This is a genomic window from Streptococcus sp. A22 (assembly GCF_043674215.1).
GTDB lineage: Bacteria > Bacillota > Bacilli > Lactobacillales > Streptococcaceae > Streptococcus > Streptococcus suis_V.
This window is the reverse complement of the sequence record NZ_JBIMJQ010000002.1, coordinates 60,501-80,336: the sequence shown is the minus strand read 5'-3', so window position 1 is coordinate 80,336 and position 19,836 is coordinate 60,501. Positions and strand designations below refer to the sequence as shown.

The window sequence follows — 19,836 nt, the reverse complement described above, 5'->3', positions numbered from 1 at the left end:
ATTGTGGTAAAATACTCCTAACAACATTCAAAGGAAATCAACATGTCAGATAAATTTCAACTCTTGCTCCAACAGATCAATATGCCTCTTGATGCTCGGCAATCAGAGGCTTTTTCATCTGGAAAGATTGAGAAGGTTGTCCTTCACAAGGTCAGCAAGCTCTGGGAATTTACCTTCCGCTTACCTGCTCCCTTGCCCCTTCTGGATTATCAGCTTTTCAAGGCAAGGCTAGCTACTGAGTTTGAAAAGATGGGCAATAGGGTCCGTTTTGCCATTGTGACGGATTTGGAAGCCTACGACGGTGACTTGCTGGTGGCCTACTATCCGGAGGCCTTTACGGAGGAGCTCTGCCAGAGTGCTGGTTTCAAGGCCCTCTTTCAGCCGCTGGAAGTCGTCTATCGGGATGGTGTTCTCTGGATCAAGGGACCTGAAACCATTGACACGGTTCATTTTCGCAAGAATCATCTGCCAAATCTAGTCGAGCAATACGCCCGTTTTGGCTTTGCAAATCTCAAGGTGGACATCGAAGTTTGTCAAACCATGACCGAGCAACAGGCTGCGGACTTCCAGAATCAGAATGAGCAAATTTACCAGCAGGCCAATGAGGAAAATCTGGCTGCTCTGGAACAACTAGCACAGATGGCGCCACCACCAGAGGCAGCTCAGCCATTTGTCCCAGAATATAAGAAGACCAACCGGCCTGCCAAGGTAGCCATCGATAAGGCGGAGATTACGCCTATGATTGAGGTTGACAGTGAGGAAAACCGCGTGGTCTTTGAGGGGCTAGTCTTTGAAGCGGAGCACAAGACAACCAAGACGGGACGGGTCATTATCAACTTCAAGATGACCGACTATACCTCTTCGTTTACCCTGCAAAAATGGGCTAAAAATGAGGAAGAGGCCCAGAAATTTAGCATGATAAAGAAGGGGCAATGGCTCCGGGTGCGGGGAAATGTGGAGACCAACAATTTCACCCGTGATCTGACCATGAATGTCCAGGAAATCCAAGAAGTCAAGAAGGAAATCCGCAAGGACCTGATGCCAGAAGGTGAGAAACGGGTCGAATTTCATGCCCATACCAACATGTCAACCATGGATGCCCTTCCTGCCGTTGAGGACTTGGTGGCACGGGCTGCAGCCTGGGGGCACAAGGCGGTTGCTATTACCGACCACGGCAATGTCCAGTCCTTCCCTCATGGTTACCACGCTGCCAGAAAAGCGGGTATCAAGCCGATTTTCGGGATGGAGGCCAATATCGTTGAGGACTCGGTGCCTATTGTCTACAATGAGACGGATTTGGTTTTGTTAGATGCGACTTATGTAGTCTTTGACGTGGAGACGACCGGACTTTCTGCGGTCAACAATGCTCTGATTCAGATTGCGGCATCTAAGATGTACAAGGGCAATATCATTGCAGAATTTGATGAATTTATTGATCCGGGGCACCCACTCAGCCAGTTCACGACCGAGTTGACGGGAATTACGGACCAGCATGTGCAGGGGTCCAAGCCCTTGGAGCAGGTCCTGCGGGAGTTTCAGGAATTCTGTCAGGACAGCGTTCTGGTTGCCCACAATGCCAGCTTTGACGTCGGCTTTATGGATGTCAACTATGAACGGGCGGGTCTGCCGACCATTACGCAGCCGGTCATTGATACGCTGGAATTTGCCCGCAATCTCTATCCAGATTTCAAACGGCACGGTTTGGGGCCGCTGACCAAGCGGTTTGGGGTTGCCTTGGAGCACCACCACATGGCCAACTACGATGCCGAGGCGACTGGTCGTCTACTCTTTATTTTCTTGAAAGATGCACTCGAAAAGCACGCTATTACCAATCTCAATCAGCTCAATCGTGACCTGATTGCTGAGGATTCCTACAAAAAAGCCCGCGTCAAGCATGCGACGGTCTATGTGATCAATCAGGTCGGGCTGAAAAATATCTTCAAGCTGGTTTCCCTGTCCAATACCCAGTATTTTGAGGGTGTTCCTCGGATTCCGCGGACGGTGCTGGATGCTCATCGAGAAGGCTTGATTTTGGGAACGGCCTGCCAAGAGGGTGAAATCTTCGACGAACTCTTGTCCAAGGGCATTGACGATGCGGTTAAGAAGGCTACCTACTATGACTTTATCGAGGTCATGCCTCCAGCTCTCTACGCGCCCATGATTGCCAAGGAGCAATTCAAGAACATGGGCGAGATTGAGGAGACCATCAAGCAGTTGATTGAGGTCGGTCGCAGGGCTAATCTGCCTGTTCTTGCGACGGGTAATGTCCACTATATTGACCCCGAGGAAGAAATTTATCGTGAAATTATTGTGCGGGCCTTGGGCCAAAGTTCGCCGATTAACTGGACTATCGGCAATGGTGAGACTGCCCAGCCTGCTCCCCTGCCCAAGGCGCATTTCCGTACTACCAGTGAAATGCTGGATGAATTTGCCTTCCTAGGCGAGGCGCAGGCGCGTGAGATTGTCATCACTAATCCAAATGCCATGCTGGACCGTTTCGAGGATGTGGAAGTGGTCAAGACTGACCTCTACACGCCCTATATTGAAAAGGCAGAAGAGACAGTGGCGGAGTTGACCTACCAGAAGGCTTTCGAGATTTATGGCAATCCTCTGCCAGATATTATCGATCTGCGGATTGAGAAGGAGTTGACGTCCATTCTGGGTAATGGCTTCGCCGTGATTTACCTGGCATCGCAGATGTTGGTGCAACGGTCAAATGAACGAGGCTATCTGGTTGGTTCACGGGGGTCTGTCGGCTCCAGTTTCGTTGCTACCATGATTGGGATTACGGAAGTAAACCCTATGCCTCCTCACTATGTCTGCCCCAACTGCCAGCATAGTGAATTTATCACAGACGGTTCCTATGGTTCGGGCTTCGATATGCCGGATAAGCCTTGTCCCCAGTGTGGCAACAAGTACAACAAGGACGGACAGGATATTCCCTTCGAGACCTTCCTTGGTTTTGATGGGGACAAGGTACCCGATATTGACTTGAACTTCTCTGGTGATGACCAGCCCTCTGCCCACTTGGATGTGCGAGATATTTTCGGCGCGGAAAATGCCTTTCGGGCAGGAACGGTAGGTACGGTTGCGGCCAAGACAGCCTACGGTTTTGTCCGTGGCTATGAGCGGGATTATGGTAAATTCTACCGTGATGTAGAGGTGGAGCGCTTAGCGGCAGGAGTGGCTGGTGTCAAACGGACGACAGGCCAGCATCCAGGGGGGATTATCGTGTTCCCTGATTACATGGATGTCTATGACTTTACGCCTGTTCAGTACCCGGCCGATGATGTGACCGCCAACTGGCAGACTACTCACTTCAACTTCCACGATATTGACGAGAACGTTCTCAAGCTCGATGTCCTAGGGCACGATGACCCGACCATGGTTCGTAAATTGCAGGACTTGTCTGGCATCGATCCACAGACTATTCCGGCGGATGACCCAGGTGTCATGGCCCTCTTTTCTGGCACGGAAATTCTGGGAGTTACCCCAGAGCAGATTGGCACACCGACCGGTATGTTGGGGATTCCCGAGTTTGGGACCAACTTCGTTCGAGGCATGGTGGAGGAAACCAAGCCGACCACCTTCTCTGAATTACTCCAGCTGTCTGGACTATCTCACGGTACGGACGTATGGTTGGGCAATGCCCAGGATTTGATCAAGGCGGGAATTGCCGACCTATCCACCGTCATCGGCTGTCGGGATGACATTATGGTCTATCTCATGCATGCTGGTTTGCCACCGAAAATGGCCTTTAACATCATGGAGCGGGTGCGGAAGGGCCTCTGGCTGAAAATTTCCGAGGAAGAGCGCAACGGCTACATCCAAGCCATGAAGGACAATAAGGTGCCGGACTGGTACATCGAATCCTGTGGAAAAATCAAGTACATGTTCCCCAAAGCCCATGCGGCGGCCTACGTTATGATGGCCCTGCGGGTAGCCTACTTCAAGGTTCATCATCCGCTTTATTACTACACGGCCTATTTCTCTATCCGTGCCAAGGCCTTTGATTTGGCGACGATGTCAGGTGGTTTGGACCGGGTCAAGGCCAAGATGGAAGAAATCACCCTCAAGAAGAAGAATAACGAGGCCTCCAACGTCGAGCAAGATCTCTATACTACCCTAGAATTGGTCAATGAAATGCTGGAGCGTGGCTTCAAGTTTGGCAAGCTGGACCTCTACAAGTCCCATGCGACCGAGTTTTTGATTGAAGAGGATACCTTGATACCGCCTTTTGTAGCCATGGACGGTCTGGGTGAAAACGTAGCCAAGCAATTGGTTGCAGCCCGTGAAGAAGGGGAATTCCTTTCCAAAACAGAGCTCCGCAAACGGGGTGGCTTGTCCACAACGCTGGTTGAAAAAATGGACGAGATGGGTATCCTCGGTAAAATGCCAGAGGATAACCAACTCAGCCTCTTTGATGATTTGTTTTAAAAATAGTCAGGAAGAAAATGAAAAGAGTTTGTAGACAAAATCTCTTTTCAGACTTTCCTGAGATGATGTCGGACGGTAGTAAACTTTCTTGTTTCTGGGTTTACTCCTCAAACAGTCCCCCAGACTGTTTGAGCTACCTACGGAATGGCTAAGATAGTGTATTCCTGATTATCGCCTCCCAAATTTATTTGTTGCCAAGTCCCTCTAATCTTTGGATTGGAGGGCTTTGTTTTTTTTGTCAGAAAAATGAGAAAATATGGTACAATAATCTAGTATTACATTTCAAAGGAGAATAAAATGGTACTACCAAATTTTAAAGAAAATCTCGCTAAATATGCGAAACTCTTGGTTTCAACTGGTATCAATGTGCAGCCAGGTCACACGGTGCAATTGACAATCGGTGTGGAACAGGCTGAATTGGCTCGTTTAATTGTTAAAGAGGCTTATGCGCACGGTGCGGCTGAAGTCTTGGTCAACTGGTTGGACGATGTGATTGCGCGTGAGCGTTTGGTTAATGTCGATGTAGAACTCTTGGAACAGGTTCACCCACAACGCATTACAGAAATGAACTACCTCTTGGAGCGCAAGGCAAGCCGTTTGGTGGTCTTGTCAGATGATCCAGGTGCTTACGACGGTGTGGATCCAGAGAAATTGTCTCGCAACGCCCGTGCTCTTAGCCAGGCCTTGAACCCAATGCGTCAAGCAACGCAAGCCAACAAAATCAGCTGGACACTTGGTGCAGCCTCTGGTTTGGAATGGGCTAAAAAAGTCTTCCCAAATGCAGCCTCTGACGAGGAGGCAGTGGACCTCCTTTGGGACCAAATCTTTAAGACCTGCCGTATCTACGAAGAAGATCCAATCAAAGCTTGGGAAGAGCACGAGGCACGCTTGGTGGCTAAGGCTAAGGTTCTTAACGACGAGCAGTTTGTCAAATTACACTATACAGCACCAGGAACTGACCTGGTACTCGGTATGCCGAAAAATCACTTGTGGGAAGCAGCTGGATCGATCAATGCCCAAGGTGAGCACTTTATTGCCAACATGCCAACAGAAGAGGTCTTCACAGCACCTGACTACCGTGTGGCAGACGGCTATGTAACTTCTACAAAACCACTCAGCTACAACGGTAACATCATCGAAGGCATCAAAGTAACCTTCAAAGATGGTGAAATCGTGGATGTAACGGCTGAAAAAGGCGATGAAGTCATGAAGAAATTGGTCTTTGACAATGCCGGTGCACGCGGTCTCGGTGAAGTTGCCCTTGTGCCAGACAAGAGCCCAATCTCTCAATCAGGTGTGACTTTCTTCAACACTCTCTTTGATGAAAATGCCTCAAACCACTTGGCGATTGGTCAAGCCTATGCCTTCTCTATCGAAGGTGGTACAGAAATGAGCCAAGAAGAGCTGAAAGAAGCTGGTCTCAACCGTTCAGATGTCCATGTGGACTTCATGATTGGTTCCAACAAGATGAACATTGACGGTATCCGTGAAGATGGAACCCGTGTACCAATCTTCCGTGACGGCGAGTGGGCTATCTAATGATATTTGAATGAAACTGGGCAAAAAGCCCAGGATCACTTCTCAGAGTTCGTATCAACATCTCAGCGCAGTGGTTGATTGGCAGATTTGTTCGTGTTTTGCACTCCAAATCTGACCTAATCAACTGTGCGGGGGTGGGAAGACGAACTCTTTTTGACCTAGTCGAGTTCTTTCCCACTCCCATTTTGTAAATAAGGAGGAATACAGAATGTTATCAAGTATTATCGCAGGTGCTATTATTGGCTTAATTGCTGGGGCTTTGACCTCATCAGATGACCGTCGTGGCTGTCTGGGAAATATTATCCTTGGTCTTTCAGGTTCATGGATTGGACAGTTGCTCTTTGGTGATTGGGGTCCACAATTCGGCGAAATGGCAGTTGTACCATCTGTTTTAGGAGCCGTTTTATTGGTGGCAATTTTTTCTAGTTCTAGACGGAACTAAACACCTGAACCGTGCTTCAATTGGAGCACGGTTTTCATTGCCTGAATTTGTGCAAATTGACGCATTGTTCGGATTTTTCAGAAAATTTCCATTTTTCTGTTGACAAGTGAAAAAAAGTGCGTTATCATAGACAACAAGTAAAATACAGAGAGGAAAAGTCAAATGAAACCTGTCACTACAAAATTCTTTGCTTTGTTGTTGCGACGGTCGGGCTAGTGCTGAAAGAATGCATTAGTCCTGTTTGGCTTACCAAGCGGGCGCTGTTGACAACATCTCGCGGGTAGGAGTCCTCGAGGTGTTTTCTTTTTTACTTGGTTTACTTACAAAACTAAGAAAAAGAACCTAATAGTAAGGTTAGGGTTATTTAGAAAGGTATTCTTATGCGTGTGATTGAATTTTTAGATACGACTTTACGGGATGGTGAACAGACGCCGGGTGTGAATTTTTCTATCAAGGAAAAAGTGACCATTGCCAAGCAGTTGGAAAAATGGGGGATTTCTGCTATCGAAGCGGGTTTCCCAGCGGCCAGTCCTGATTCTTTTGAAGCGGTCCGTCAGATTGCGGCGGCGATGACCAAGACGGCTGTGACAGGATTGGCTCGGTCAGTCAAATCAGACATTGATGCTTGTTATGAGGCTCTGAAAGATGCCAAGTATCCGCAGATCCATGTTTTTATTGCTACCAGTCCCATCCATCGTGAATTTAAACTGCAAAAGACCAAAGAAGAAATTTTGGTGCAAATCACTGAACATGTCAGCTATGCCCGTGAGCGTTTTGAGGTAGTCGAGTTCTCGCCAGAAGATGCGACGCGGACGGAGTTGGATTACTTGCTTCAAGTGGTGCAAACAGCGGTAGATGCGGGTGCGACTTACATCAATATTCCAGACACAGTTGGTTTTACCACTCCACAACACTACGGTGAAATTTTCCGTTATCTGACAACTAATGTCAAATCGGACCGTGAGATTATTTTCAGTCCCCATTGCCATAATGACCTAGGTATGGCTGTTGCCAACACCCTTTCAGCTATTAAAAATGGAGCTGGTCGTGTCGAGGGTACTATCAATGGTATTGGGGAGCGGGCTGGAAATGCGGCACTGGAAGAGGTGGCTGTAGCCCTTGAAATTCGGAAAGATTTTTATGGCGTAACCAGTCCCATTGTCCTCAAGGAAACCCTTAATACTTCGGAATTGGTCTCTCGCTTTTCTGGAATTGCCATTCCACGCAATAAGGCAGTGGTCGGTGGCAATGCCTTCTCACACGAGTCAGGTATCCACCAAGATGGTGTCTTGAAAAATCCATTGACCTATGAAATCATTACACCTGAGTTGGTAGGGGTCAAGAAAAATTCTCTGCCACTGGGTAAACTATCTGGACGCCATGCCTTTGTGGAAAAACTGAAGGAATTAGACTTGTATTTTGAAGAAGGAGACGTTACTAGCTTGTTTGCTCGTTTCAAAAACCTGGCAGACAAGAAGGAAAAAATCACGGATGCAGATATTCGTGCCTTGGTAGCTGGGACAGAAATCAGCAATCGTGATGGCTTCCAATTTAAAGATTTGCGTTTGGATAGTCAGTCTGACGGAAGTATTCAGGCTCAGGTCATTTTCATCAATCAAGATGAGGAAGAAGTGGTTGTTGCAGAGTCAGGCAAGGGCTCGGTTGAGGCTGTCTTTAATGCCATTGACCAATTCTTCCAGCAGGAAATCAGCTTGGAACGGTATCATATCGACGCTATTACTGACGGTATCGATGCCCAAGCTCGTGTACTGGTTGCTGTAGAAAACAAGGCAACGGAAACTATCTTCAATGCCTCTGGTATTGACTTTGACGTACTGAAGGCTTCGGCCATTGCCTATATTCATGCCAATGTCATGGTACAGAAAGAAAATAGCGGACAGATAGATAGGAAACTATCAGAGAAAGACTTACCACACATCTAGGAGGAAGTATGACGAAAAAAATTGTAGCCTTGTCTGGTGATGGTATTGGACCAGAAATCATGGGTGCAGGTCTAGAGGTCTTAGCGACAGTTGCCAAGAAGGTCGGCTTTGACTATTTGGTTGAGGAGCATGCCTTTGGTGGAGCGGCCATTGACCAGGCCGGTCATCCCTTGCCAGACCAAACCTTGGCAGCCTGTCGGACGGCCGATGCGATTTTACTAGCGGCCATTGGAGCCCCCCAGTATGACGGTGCAGCGGTTCGTCCAGAGCAAGGCCTGCTCCAGCTCCGCAAGGAATTGCAGCTCTTTGCCAATATCCGTCCTGTTAAGATTTTTGACAGTCTCAAAAACCATTCTCCACTGAAAGCGGAACGCTTGGACGGTGTAGATTTGGTCATGGTACGGGAGTTGACAGGCGGGATTTATTTTGGAGAGCATATCCTTGGAACTGACCAAGCCAGCGATAGCAATACCTATCAAGTTGAGGAAATCGAACGAGTTGTCCGCTCTGCCTTTGACCTAGCCCAAAAAAGACGAAAAAAAGTCACCAGCATTGATAAACAAAATGTACTGGCGACGTCAAAATTATGGCGTAAGGTAGCGGATGAGGTGGCTAAGGACTATCCAGATGTGGTCTTGGAACACCAGTTGGTCGACAGCGCAGCCATGCTCTTGATTACCAATCCTAGTCGCTTTGATGTTCTGGTAACGGAAAATCTCTTCGGCGATATTTTGTCAGATGAGGCGAGTGTTTTGACAGGAACCTTGGGCGTCTTGCCGTCAGCCAGTCATGCGGTGGCAGGTCCTAGTCTTTATGAACCTATCCATGGTTCGGCACCAGATATTGCTGGCCAGGGCATTGCCAATCCTGTCAGTATGATTCTATCTGTCGCCATGATGCTAGAAGAAAGTTTTGATTTGGCTCAAGCTGGTCAAACCATTCGCCAAGCCGTTGAAGCGGTCTTTGCACAGGGTATCTTCACTAAAGATCTAGGTGGCACTGCCTCTACCAAAGAAATGACGGAGGCCATTATTGCCCAGATTGGAGGTGGGTAGATATGAGTGGTAAATCTATTTTTGATAAGCTCTGGGACCGCCATGTGATTACAGGGCAGGAAGGTCAGCCCCAGCTCCTTTATGTGGACCAACACTATATCCATGAGGTGACCAGTCCCCAGGCTTTTGATGGTTTGCGAGAGGCTGGACGTCAGGTCCGTCGGCCAGAGTTGACCTTTGGTACATTTGACCACAATGTTCCAACGGTTAATATCTATGATATTCGTGATGTCATTTCCAAGGCTCAGATGGATGCCTTAGCTCGCAATGTGGTGGAATTCGGTATTCCACATGCGCCACATGGGTCTGCCAATCAAGGCATTGTCCATATGGTGGGGCCAGAGACTGGCTTGACTCAGCCAGGGAAACTCATCGTCTGTGGAGATAGCCATACGGCAACCCACGGGGCTTTCGGCGCCATTGCCTTTGGGATTGGGACAACAGAAGTAGAGCATGTCTTTGCAACTCAAACCCTGTGGCAAGTCAAACCCAAAAAGCTCTTAGTACGGTTTACTGGTAAGCCGAAAAAGGGGATATACTCCAAGGATTATGTCTTAGCATTGATTGCTAAGTATGGTGTGGCACTAGGGGTTGGTTATATAGTCGAGTATGTGGGTGAGGCTATTGATGCTCTGACCATGGAAGAACGGATGACGATTTGTAACATGTCCATCGAGTTCGGATCCAAGATGGGGATTATGAACCCTGATCAAACCACTTTTGATTATCTAGCGGACAAGGAAAAACGCCCCAAAGACTTTGAGGCAGCGGTGGCTGATTGGAAGACATTGGTATCCGACCCGGATGCAGTTTATGACAAGGTTATCGAAATGGATGTTTCGAATCTAGCACCGATGGTAACATGGGGAACCAACCCTTCCATGGGGGTATCCTTTGATGAGACCTTTCCTGAAGTTCGCGATATGAATGATGAACGAGCGTATAAGTACATGAACTTACAGCCTGGACAAAGTCCAAAGGATATTGAAATTGGCTATGTTTTCCTGGGGTCCTGTACCAATGCCCGTCTTTCTGACTTGCAGGTGGCCGCAAAGATTGTTGAAGGCAAACGTGTGGCAAATCATGTGACTGCAATTGTGGTTCCTGGTTCGAGGCCGGTTAAGTCAGCTGCAGAAGCACTAGGCTTAGACAAGATTTTCTTGGAAGCTGGCTTTGAATGGCGGGATCCTGGTTGCTCCATGTGTCTGGGGATGAACCCAGACAAGGTGCCGACAGGTGTCCACTGCGCATCGACTAGTAACCGAAACTTTGAGGATCGACAGGGTGTTGGATCGCGAACCCATCTTTGTAGTCCAGCCATGGCAGCAGCGGCAGCTATTGCAGGACGCTTTGTAGATGTTCGTGAATTGGAGGTGGTCTGATGGAAAAGTTTACAATCTACTCTGGGACGACCGTTCCGCTCATGAATGACAACATTGATACCGATCAGATTTTGCCCAAGCAGTTTCTTAAACTGATTGACAAGAAGGGTTTTGGCAAGTACCTCATGTATGAGTGGCGTTATCTGGATAACAAGTACACTGAGGACCCGGATTTTATCTTCAATACTGCACCATATCGTCAGGCAACGATCTTGATTACAGGGGATAACTTTGGGGCAGGTTCGTCTAGAGAACATGCCGCTTGGGCTCTGGCTGACTATGGTTTCAAGGTTATCATTGCAGGCTCCTTCGGGGATATTCATTATAACAATGATCTCAACAATGGCATCTTGCCAATCGTTCAGCCCTGGGAGGTTCGGGAGAAATTGGCTGCGCTGGCATCGACTGATGAGGTGACTGTCGATCTCTACCAGCAAAAAATCCTCTCTCCAGTCGGAGAATTTGATTTTGAGATCGATGCAGATTGGAAACATAAATTACTCAACGGTCTAGATGATATTGGAATTACCCTTCAGTATCAGGAGTTGATTGAGGAGTATGAGAGGAATCGGCCAAGTTATTGGCAAGAATAGAGTCTTTCATTTTATCTTTTATTACTGCGACGAACGAGGAAACTCCGTTTCCCTATTTCCAACTTCAAATAATTTCATCATTATTTGAACTCGCTTTGCCGTAATTTACAAGCGTTACTTACTATCGTAAGTATGATTTCTAAACTTTAACAGTCACTACTCTGACTGTTGAAGCTGTCTGCAACTGTTGATGCGAACTTTGTTCGCTTTATCTCCAACCTCCAACTATCTCCCAGATAGTTGGAGCGAGTACTAAAAGCAAACTGAAAGACTCCTACGAAATACTAGAAAACTAGCAGATCGCTCTGCTATGGAACAAAAGAAAAGAGGAAACTATTATGACGAAACAAATTCACTGGGATGGCGCACTTTCACAAGAAGGTTTTGACATTATTAAGGGTGAGGGAGGCGTGATTGTCTGCCCGACTAAGGTTGGTTATATTATCATGACTGCCGACAAGGCTGGTTTGGAACGGAAGTTTGACGCTAAAGGGCGCAAGCGTAATAAGCCTGGCGTTGTCCTTTGTGGTAGCATGGAGGAGCTTCGTGAGTTGGCTCAGTTGACTCCTGAGATTGATGCCTTCTACCAAAAACATTGGGATGAGGACATTTTGTTGGGTTGTATCCTGCCGTGGAAACCAGAGGCTTACGCTAAGTTGCAGGCTTATGGCGATGGTCGTGAAGAGTTGATGACCGACGTTCGTGGGACTTCATGCTTTGTCATCAAGTTTGGTGTGGCTGGCGAGCAGATTGCCAAGGAAATGTGGGAAAAAGAAGGCCGTATGGTCTACGCTTCATCTGCTAACCCGTCAGGTAAGGGAAATCGTGGTAAGGTAGAAGGTATCGGTGAGCGTATCGCGTCTAAAGTAGACTTGATTATCGAGGCGGATGACTATGTGGCATCTATCCAGCCAGACAAGACCGTTGAAACCCGCTATGAACAAGGGGTTATGGTGTCTATGGTAGACAAAGATGGTAAACTCATTCCAGAACAAGGTGCAGACAGCCGTTCTATCAGCCCATGCCCAGTTGTCATCCGTAAGGGTCTGGACATCGATAAAATCATGATGCACTTGTCTGACCATTTCAACTCTTGGGATTATAGACAAGGGGAATATTACTAAGATATCGTCATTTAGTTTATCTTTTATTACGTCGACGAACGAGGAAACTCCGTTTCCTTATTTCCAACTTTATACAGTCATTAGACTGTATAAGCAACCTGCAGCTGTTGATACGAACTTTGTTCGCTTTATCTCCAACCTCCAACTATCTCCCAGATAGTTGGAGCGAGTACTAAAAGCAAACTGAAGACTATAAACTATAAATAGGAACGATCCGAAAGGGTCGTTTTTTGCTCTAGTCTATCTAGTATTGCTTTACAATTTCTGTAAAATGTGTTACAATGTAACACATAGATGTGAGGTAAGATGATGAGTACAGTAACTATCCGATTAAACAAAGAGGAAGAAGTATTTTTCAAGAGCTATGCTCAATTGACTGGTCAAAGTCTTTCAAGTTTATTTAAGAAGGCGCTTGAGCGTGATATTGAGGATGAGTATGATTTGAATATTTACCGTCAAGCCTACGAGGAGTACCAGAATGATCCTGAAACCATCAGTCATGCTGATTTCAAGAAGGAACTTGGTCTGTAATATGTTTCAAGTAGAGTATTCCAAGAAGGCACAGAAACAAATCAGAAAATTGGATCAGCCAATCCAAAGGTTGCTCTTTGCATGGGTTGATAAATACTTAGATGGTACAGTTAATCCGAGGTTGCATGGCAAGGGATTAACAGGAGATCATGCCAATGAGTGGCGTTATCGTATTGGAGACTATCGGCTGATTTGTGATATTCAAGATGATAGGATGGTTATTCTAGCACTTGAATTTGGTCATCGTAGAGACATTTATTAATAGCTGAAATATGAAGTAGAACGATCCGAAATGGTCGTTTTTCTGTACTCATATATAAAACTGACCGTAGATTCAGTCAGTTTGGTGTTGTTTGATAAGATTTTTGAGGTTGTCGAGTAGAGTTTGCTCGTCCGTCAGTTCCAAGATTTGTAACCCTTTTTCCATCAATCCCTGCTTGTTTTGGGCTATACCTAGATAGACATAGGCACGGGCTAGTTGGTCATAGCGTTTTTCTTGCTTGGCTAGGTCCATGAGTTTGGTGGCAAAAAAAGTAGACTTGCTGTACTGTCTTTGTTCCAAGAAAAAATAAGAAAGTGATCGATAATGTGACAGTATAGTGGGTTGAATTTTCTTGTAATCCTTGTATTTTTCCAATCGTTTAAGAAGAAGATTGGCAGTTTCTTCAAGGCTATCAGGTGAAGAAATCTTAGACAGAAGAGTGCCGACCAAGATAATATCGTTATGGTACCAGTTGTCATATCGTTCCAATTCTGACCAGAGGAGCTTAGAAAGGGTTTCAGCTTCTTCGGAAAGCTGATTGAAAGAAGTGCTTTTTCGAATGGCTACTACAGTTTCTAAAAGTTGGCATTTTCGACGGATAGGACCATCATCTGGTTCTTTGTTCAAGTGGTCCTGGCAACGGTTTATTAAATCCTCCATGGTCTTAGTGGTTGGATTTCTGAGATTATCTATATCATAGAGCAGTTGTTGGCGTTGGCTAGGCTGGTAGTAGTTACAGAGGTATTCAAACTCCTCGAAGGTCATATCAACTTGCTTGAGCAAGAACCGCATGAGCTCGTAGCTAGGAATGGTTTGATTTTTCTCGAAACGTGACAAGGTCGTTCGATTGAGATAATCCCCACAAATCTGCTCCTGACTCAAACGTTTACTTTTCCGAATGCTCTTATACACACTTCCGTAATCCCACCGCATAACCCACTCCTTTCAAAAAACTGTGAAAATATGTAACAAAATAAATTATATTTGTAAAAATAGTATATCATAATAATGTGGAAATATTATGTTTTGTATATAGAAAATAGGCTGATAAAAAGAGAAATCTGATGAAACAGCTGGATAAAAATACCTTATTTTTAAGTGGTGTTATTGTTCTTTCGTCTAGTGTCCTATTATTTCATATGGACTCGATTCAGATTGTAGATAGAGAGATTTGGTTCTGGCTACATTCATTTATTCATGTGCTATTTTTAAAACCTGCAGCTAGTCTGAGCTTTCTTGTTGGGCTATATTTGCTGTATAAGGCTGTCAAGAAGTAGCCGAGCTAACTAAGCTGATGAAAGTCTGCTGTACCGCTCTGCCATTTCCCTAAGAAAGGAGTTTCTATGTTAAAAGTTCGTGATATCTGTAAACGCTATGGTGCCCACCAGGTCTTGTCCTATGTGTCCTTTGAGCTGCAAGCGGGGGACTTGGTTGCCCTAGTCGGTCCCAATGGTGTGGGGAAATCCACCCTCCTGAATATCATCAGCAATACAGAAACCGCTGACCGTGGGTCGGTAACCATCAATGGTCGTCCTAATAGTGACCGAGCGATTTTTCAAGATATGTCTGTCATGTTGGATGCCCAAGCCCTTTATCCACAGTTGACGGGTTATGACCATCTGACCTATGTGGCTGCCACCCACAAGCTGGGGAAAAAGGAAGTGGATGCATTAGTGGAAGAATTGGGGATGGGCTACTATGTCAAAAAGCGGTTGGCTGGCTATTCCATGGGTATGAAGCAGAAGTTGCTCTTTGCCATGGCTGTCCTTCCCAAGCCCAAGCTCTTGTTGCTGGATGAACCACATATCGGCTTGGATCCGACCAATATCATCCAACAGCGGGAGTTTCTTCTAAACCTACAAGCAGAAGGGGTTGCCATTTTGCTTTCTTCCCACCACTTGTCGGAGATTGAGAAGCTGACTGATCAGGTTTATTTCCTCAAGGACAGCAAGTTGATTGCCACAGAAGTGGAGTTAACGGCTGATTATGATTACCATCTTGCTGTGGAAAACTCCAAGCAGGTTCAGGAATTTTTACGGGCTTATCCTCAACTCTTGTGGAAAAAGGCAGAGCAGGGCCTGGTGGAAATCTTCTTGCCTGAGCGAGATTTGCTAGACTGTTTGGATCGTATTCCAATCCAGCAGGTGGCGGGTCTTACAAAAGCCAGCGACTATATGGAATCCCTCTATCGTGATCTCTACGTGGAGGAAGGTGGTGAGGGAACATGAGGCTGAACTTTGAAATCAAGAAAATCCTCTGGTCGCCTCTTTACTGCCTGCTCTTGCTGGGTTTTCTAGGTCTGGCTTACCTTCCTATTTCTCAGCGCCAAGTCCACCAAGCGACCTATGTGGAAACCTATAAAAAAGAATTGAGTGAATTGGCCAGTGTCTTGGTAGAGCTAAAAATTGAGGAGGGGTCAGAAGAAGCACAGCGGATGGTGGGCTTGAAATCCGATATAGAAAGTGTCGGTCAGGCCTTAGATGAGGGGAAGTTTGAAGCTATCCCCAACTACCGCAAACTCATGTATCAGGATTTGGACTATTTTATCAGTCGCAATCGACAGCTTTTTCAAACTCGGAATTCCTTGACACAAACGGAAGTCGCGCGTTTAGCCAGATGGAATGACTGGTTGCTTGCTTACCAATTGCCTGATGGTCCTGAAAACAAGGCTTGGTCAACAGGGCGTATTGTTCAAGCCTACTTAGAAAGTTTGTTTGGTTTTCTTCCTGTATTTTTGGTGCTTGGTTTTCTACTTGCCAATCAACTGTCAGAAAAGACACTTGCGCATCAAGTTTGGCAATTGCGGCAATGGGATAGTCTGAGTTTGCAGGGGATGAGGCGTTTGGCTGCCTCCATGCTATCGCTACTCTTTGCAGTTGGGCTGGGCTTGCTCTTTATCCTGGTCTATGATGGGCTGACTGGTCAGTTGTCTGTATCTAGTTTTCAAGCTCCTCTTGAGATGTTGGGTCAGAGTCAGTTGATAGGCTCTTGGCTTTACGGGCCTATCTTGCTTGGTTTTTGGCTGGTCTTGCTTCTAGCTGTTCGCCTACTTTTTGGATTTTTGGACCACTTGTTAGCCAGTCGGCTGATTTTTGTAGTGACGGGGTTACTATTGGCTCTGGGGCTTTCCTATCAGGCGGGTGCAGTAGCCGGTTGGTCAGGTCAAGTATTTCCCTTGCTAGCTTTTCCGAGTTTTTTAGACACAGCTGCATTTTCACAGGTCTTTGTAGCGGTGGATGTTTTCCTCCTGCTGACCATTGGGCTTTTCTTTGCTTATTATCTACTGACAGAAAAGAAAAGGCTGGTCTTGCTAGTTGGTCATCAGAAGGAGTTAGACACAGGTCCTTTAGACAAGGCTTGGTCTTTTGATGTTCTCATCCTTAGCCGGCTCAATTCTTGGAAAGGGCTCGTCTTAGTAAACTTGTTCCTAGCTCTGCTATTTTCCCTAGTAACAGGCATACAAAAGCAAGAGGTTGCCCAGGAGGAGAGGGTTTCGATGGAGTTGGTTGCCCAGTCCTATGAGCAGAATGGGGCATATGTGGAGGTTTTGCAGTCGGAAATCAACCGTCTGAGGCAGTTGGTCAAAGAGGACGTGAGCTATCAGGAGGAGTTGGAGCTGAGGCTTGGTCTCTTGCAAGAATATCGTGTCTATAAAGACCTATATGTCAAGCAGTGGCAGGTTTATCAGGACAATCCTAATGCTTTGCCAGCCAGTCACCTTGCTATGCTGGAGACAGAGCAGGTCTATCTATGGGCTAGGGAGGAGAAGGCATTTGCCAATGGTGATATTGGGGCCACCCAGACGGTAGATAATCTTCGCCGTTACCAGACCCGCAATCAGGTCAGTCAGTATTACTGGAAGCAGCTGATGGAGGCTGGGGTGCCAGCAACTAAGCGGGGCAAGGATGTCATTTTGCCCAGCTTGGAAAATCGTTTTGATACCAATGATGCCTTGGTTCCAGTAGATGATCCCTCTTGGGACCGCTCCAGAGATCTGTCAGGTATCGGCAGCCTGCGCTCTTTTTTTGATGGTCCGGCTTATTTGGTGCTGCTATTGCTGGCGGTTTGGATTGGCAGTCGGGGCAAGGCGGTGGAAGTTGCTGGAAAAAACTGGCGTCTTTATCAGACCCAGCCTGTGGATTTGCGTCAGGTTCTATTCACCAAGTGGTTGCTGGGACTGGGGCAGGCACTAGGATTCACAGTGTTCTTTCTCGTTAGCCTTTTCCTAGTCAATAGTCTGGTCGGAGGAATCGGTTATCTGGAAGATGGCCTTATCTTGCTTTCACATTCGGAGAGGGGTATTTTTCTTGAACTCCTGAGGGGACAAGAACTCTGGGCTTGGTTCCTGCCCAATGCTCCTTATCTCTTATGGATGGTGCTTGGCTTGCTAGTATTGGAAATTGTTCTAGTCAGTCTCAATCATCTTTTGCAAGTTCGGTTTTCAAACCGCTTGGTTGTCTTCATCCTACTAACTGGTTTGCTGGCTCTGCTGGACTATCTCCTCTTTCAAGACCTGATTTTGGATGGGCAGGAAATCTTTAGGCAGTTAGCTCTGCTATTTTCATAAAAAAAGAAAAAACTGGCTGAAAATTTTTCAGTCAGTTTCTTATGTTTATTCAATTACCAACATGCCTTCTTTAACAGCCAGTGGGTGTTCTGGGTCGATGCGGTCGTAGAACATGACACCGTTGAGGTGGTCGATTTCGTGTTGGACCACAATGGCATTATAGCCCTTGAGCTTGATGCGGTGCTTTTCTCCGTTTTTGTCCATGTAATCAACAGTCACGCGCGCGTGGCGGACTACGTAGCCTTGGACTTCGCGGTCAACAGATAGGCAACCTTCTCCTCCTTCAAGGGCGGCTTCTTGGACAGAATGAGCCACGATTTTAGGGTTGTACATGACCTCTTGTAGAGAGTAGGCTTGGGCAGGTGGATTGCCTTCTTCGTCTTCTGGGTTTGGGACCAAGACAGCAATGATGCGTTTGGAAACATCAATCTGAGGCGCTGCTAGACCAACTCCGCCACGGAGTTTCATTTTCTCCGCCATGACTGGATCCTGCGAATGTTTGAGAAATTGCAACATTTTTTCGCCTAAAATAATTTCCTGATCAGATAGAGGAAATGCAACTTCTTCAGCGACCTGGCGTAGGGTTGGGTGCCCTTCACGGATGATGTCATCCATGTCAATCAAATGGGCAGCTTTTGTCAATCGTTCAATAACAGACATGATTCTCTCCTTTGGATATCGATAAATTAAGTATAGCATGAAATCTAGGAGAATAAAAGTCTCAGTCACCTATCTATTCTGTCTCGAATTTGCTATACTAGTAAAAGACGAACGTTGAAAGGGAGAAAAATGAAAAGAATTTTAGAAAAAGCCAGTTTGCTGGCCCTGTCCACCATGCTGGTTTCGACATTTGCTGTCTCGCCAGCTATTCCACAGATGATTGAGCATTTTGCTCAGGAAGGAATAACGGCTGGTCAGGTAGAAAACTTAATTACGGTGACGTCATTTGCTATTATGGTAGCCCTCTTGATGAATGGCTTGGTTGTCCGTTTCTTATCGGAACGCAACATTATCATTGCAGGGCTCTTGTTAATGGCAATTGGAGGTGCTTTACCGGTGTTTCTAACTGCCTATCCTCTGATTTTGCTGGCTCGCATCTTGCTTGGTTTGGGGATTGGCTTGATCAATGCGCGTGCGATTAATATCATCGGTAATTTTTTCACCGGTCAGGAACGGGTCAAAATGATGGGCTTGCGTGGTTCAGCAGAGGTTTTGGGAAGCGCAGGGCTGACCCTCCTTGTCGGTTGGTTGACCCAGTTTGGTTGGCAACCTGCTTTCTTGGTCTACCTTTTTGCCTTGGTTATATTGGCTCTCTTCCTCCTCTTTGTTCCCAAGGAGGAATTGCTGGCTCGCATGGAGGTAAAGGTTGAGGAGAACGCGCCCAAGGTCAAACTGGACAAGACCATGTGGATGATGGGAATTTATCTGGCATTCTTAGCCTTCTTTGTTATCAATGTCAATACCTTTCTGACCATTCGTATTCCTCAGATTGTTTTAGCCAAGGGCATCGGTACTGCTCAGCAAGCCAGTCTGATTCTCAGTCTTATGCAGGTCATGGGGATTGTGGCAGGGACGGTCTTTAGTAGCTTGGTTGGTCGTTTGAAGGGTTGGCTTTTAGCTGTTTCCTACGTGGTCTTTGGACTCGCGGTTGTCGGCATTGCCTTTGCGGATAATCTCTGGGTGCTGGGACTTGGTGGTATGGTGTCAGGATTTTTCTACAGCATCATTCTAACCATTGTCTTTAGTCAGGTAACAGACCGTGCACCCAAGGCCTTGCTCAATGCGGTCATGACAATCGTCCTTATGGGCTGCAATATCGGCGGTGCGACATCTGCTATCTTGCCGACTTATCTGGAAAAACTCAACCCAACCCCAACAGGTGCCTTTGGTATTTACGCCATCGGCTGTGCTTGGATAAGTGCAGGCTTGATTTATAAACAAATTCGTAAATAGAAATAGGA

At 46.5% G+C, this 19,836-nt stretch carries 15 protein-coding genes; 13 read left to right on the top strand and 2 right to left on the bottom strand.

What is annotated here, in order from left to right:
* Positions 1-42 precede the first annotated feature (42 nt).
* The 10 genes from ACHBHN_RS01200 (at position 43) to ACHBHN_RS01155 (ending at position 13,308) form a co-directional block, all read left to right on the top strand.
* A complete protein-coding gene (locus ACHBHN_RS01200) occupies positions 43-4,437 on the top strand; it encodes a PolC-type DNA polymerase III (protein ID WP_394733472.1) in 4,395 nt (1,464 codons plus the stop codon).
* A gap of 297 nt (positions 4,438-4,734) precedes the next feature.
* Positions 4,735-5,976, top strand: coding sequence for an aminopeptidase (locus ACHBHN_RS01195; protein WP_105122621.1), 1,242 nt, complete (start codon positions 4,735-4,737; stop codon positions 5,974-5,976).
* Positions 5,977-6,184: 208 nt separating this feature from the next.
* Positions 6,185-6,418 carry a GlsB/YeaQ/YmgE family stress response membrane protein gene (locus ACHBHN_RS01190; RefSeq protein ID WP_394732908.1) on the top strand — a complete coding sequence of 78 codons (234 nt, stop codon included), beginning with the start codon at positions 6,185-6,187 and terminating at the stop codon, positions 6,416-6,418.
* Between the two features lie 380 nt (positions 6,419-6,798).
* Positions 6,799-8,361, top strand: a complete 1,563-nt coding sequence (locus ACHBHN_RS01185; RefSeq protein ID WP_257117133.1) for a 2-isopropylmalate synthase — start codon at positions 6,799-6,801, stop codon at positions 8,359-8,361.
* 8 nt (positions 8,362-8,369) lie between these two features.
* A complete protein-coding gene (gene leuB / locus ACHBHN_RS01180) occupies positions 8,370-9,416 on the top strand; it encodes a 3-isopropylmalate dehydrogenase (RefSeq protein WP_394732905.1) in 1,047 nt (348 codons plus the stop codon).
* 2 nt (positions 9,417-9,418) lie between these two features.
* Entirely contained in the window at positions 9,419-10,798 is a 1,380-nt protein-coding gene (leuC, locus tag ACHBHN_RS01175) for a 3-isopropylmalate dehydratase large subunit (RefSeq protein ID WP_394733471.1), read from the top strand.
* Positions 10,798-11,391: a 3-isopropylmalate dehydratase small subunit gene (gene leuD, locus ACHBHN_RS01170; RefSeq protein ID WP_394733470.1), complete on the top strand. Its 594-nt coding sequence runs from the start codon at positions 10,798-10,800 to the stop codon at positions 11,389-11,391. The genes leuC and leuD overlap by 1 nt, the downstream gene beginning before the upstream one ends.
* 338 nt (positions 11,392-11,729) lie before the next feature.
* Positions 11,730-12,515, top strand: coding sequence for an L-threonylcarbamoyladenylate synthase (locus ACHBHN_RS01165; RefSeq protein ID WP_394733469.1), 786 nt, complete (start codon positions 11,730-11,732; stop codon positions 12,513-12,515).
* A 309-nt stretch (positions 12,516-12,824) separates the two neighbouring features.
* Complete coding sequence (relB, locus tag ACHBHN_RS01160; RefSeq protein WP_105122627.1) at positions 12,825-13,046, top strand: type II toxin-antitoxin system RelB family antitoxin; 222 nt, start codon at positions 12,825-12,827, stop codon at positions 13,044-13,046.
* Position 13,047: 1 nt separating this feature from the next.
* Positions 13,048-13,308 (top strand): type II toxin-antitoxin system RelE/ParE family toxin, encoded by a 261-nt coding sequence (locus tag ACHBHN_RS01155; protein WP_105122628.1) that lies wholly within the window; start codon positions 13,048-13,050, stop codon positions 13,306-13,308.
* A gap of 72 nt (positions 13,309-13,380) precedes the next feature.
* Here the strand turns inward: ACHBHN_RS01155 and ACHBHN_RS01150 are convergent, their stop codons facing one another.
* Positions 13,381-14,241 (bottom strand): helix-turn-helix domain-containing protein, encoded by an 861-nt coding sequence (locus tag ACHBHN_RS01150; protein ID WP_394733468.1) that lies wholly within the window; start codon positions 14,239-14,241, stop codon positions 13,381-13,383.
* Between the two features lie 410 nt (positions 14,242-14,651).
* On the opposite strand from ACHBHN_RS01150, the gene ACHBHN_RS01145 reads away from it, so the two are divergent.
* Both ACHBHN_RS01145 and ACHBHN_RS01140 read left to right on the top strand, forming a co-directional pair.
* Positions 14,652-15,536, top strand: a complete 885-nt coding sequence (locus ACHBHN_RS01145; RefSeq protein ID WP_394733467.1) for an ABC transporter ATP-binding protein — start codon at positions 14,652-14,654, stop codon at positions 15,534-15,536.
* Positions 15,533-17,875: a hypothetical protein gene (locus ACHBHN_RS01140; RefSeq protein WP_394733466.1), complete on the top strand. Its 2,343-nt coding sequence runs from the start codon at positions 15,533-15,535 to the stop codon at positions 17,873-17,875. The genes ACHBHN_RS01145 and ACHBHN_RS01140 overlap by 4 nt, the downstream gene beginning before the upstream one ends.
* Before the next feature lie 45 nt (positions 17,876-17,920).
* Here ACHBHN_RS01140 and def read toward each other — a convergent pair whose 3' ends face one another.
* Positions 17,921-18,535 (bottom strand): peptide deformylase, encoded by a 615-nt coding sequence (gene def, locus ACHBHN_RS01135; protein ID WP_394731964.1) that lies wholly within the window; start codon positions 18,533-18,535, stop codon positions 17,921-17,923.
* 129 nt (positions 18,536-18,664) lie between these two features.
* Between def and ACHBHN_RS01130 the strand changes: the two genes are divergently transcribed.
* Positions 18,665-19,828 (top strand): MFS transporter, encoded by a 1,164-nt coding sequence (locus ACHBHN_RS01130; protein ID WP_394733465.1) that lies wholly within the window; start codon positions 18,665-18,667, stop codon positions 19,826-19,828.
* Positions 19,829-19,836 lie beyond the last annotated feature (8 nt).

Bases quoted from the DNA above. Each gene is read 5' to 3' on its own strand.
- ACHBHN_RS01200 (WP_394733472.1), top strand. From the start codon at position 43: ATGTCAGATAAATTTCAACTCTTGCTCCAACAGATCAATATGCCTCTT.
- ACHBHN_RS01195 (WP_105122621.1), top strand. From the start codon at position 4,735: ATGGTACTACCAAATTTTAAAGAAAATCTCGCTAAATATGCGAAACTC.
- ACHBHN_RS01190 (WP_394732908.1), top strand. From the start codon at position 6,185: ATGTTATCAAGTATTATCGCAGGTGCTATTATTGGCTTAATTGCTGGG.
- ACHBHN_RS01185 (WP_257117133.1), top strand. From the start codon at position 6,799: ATGCGTGTGATTGAATTTTTAGATACGACTTTACGGGATGGTGAACAG.
- leuB (WP_394732905.1), top strand. From the start codon at position 8,370: ATGACGAAAAAAATTGTAGCCTTGTCTGGTGATGGTATTGGACCAGAA.
- leuC (WP_394733471.1), top strand. From the start codon at position 9,419: ATGAGTGGTAAATCTATTTTTGATAAGCTCTGGGACCGCCATGTGATT.
- leuD (WP_394733470.1), top strand. From the start codon at position 10,798: ATGGAAAAGTTTACAATCTACTCTGGGACGACCGTTCCGCTCATGAAT.
- ACHBHN_RS01165 (WP_394733469.1), top strand. From the start codon at position 11,730: ATGACGAAACAAATTCACTGGGATGGCGCACTTTCACAAGAAGGTTTT.
- relB (WP_105122627.1), top strand. From the start codon at position 12,825: ATGAGTACAGTAACTATCCGATTAAACAAAGAGGAAGAAGTATTTTTC.
- ACHBHN_RS01155 (WP_105122628.1), top strand. From the start codon at position 13,048: ATGTTTCAAGTAGAGTATTCCAAGAAGGCACAGAAACAAATCAGAAAA.
- ACHBHN_RS01150 (WP_394733468.1), bottom strand. From the start codon at position 14,241: ATGCGGTGGGATTACGGAAGTGTGTATAAGAGCATTCGGAAAAGTAAA.
- ACHBHN_RS01145 (WP_394733467.1), top strand. From the start codon at position 14,652: ATGTTAAAAGTTCGTGATATCTGTAAACGCTATGGTGCCCACCAGGTC.
- ACHBHN_RS01140 (WP_394733466.1), top strand. From the start codon at position 15,533: ATGAGGCTGAACTTTGAAATCAAGAAAATCCTCTGGTCGCCTCTTTAC.
- def (WP_394731964.1), bottom strand. From the start codon at position 18,535: ATGTCTGTTATTGAACGATTGACAAAAGCTGCCCATTTGATTGACATG.
- ACHBHN_RS01130 (WP_394733465.1), top strand. From the start codon at position 18,665: ATGAAAAGAATTTTAGAAAAAGCCAGTTTGCTGGCCCTGTCCACCATG.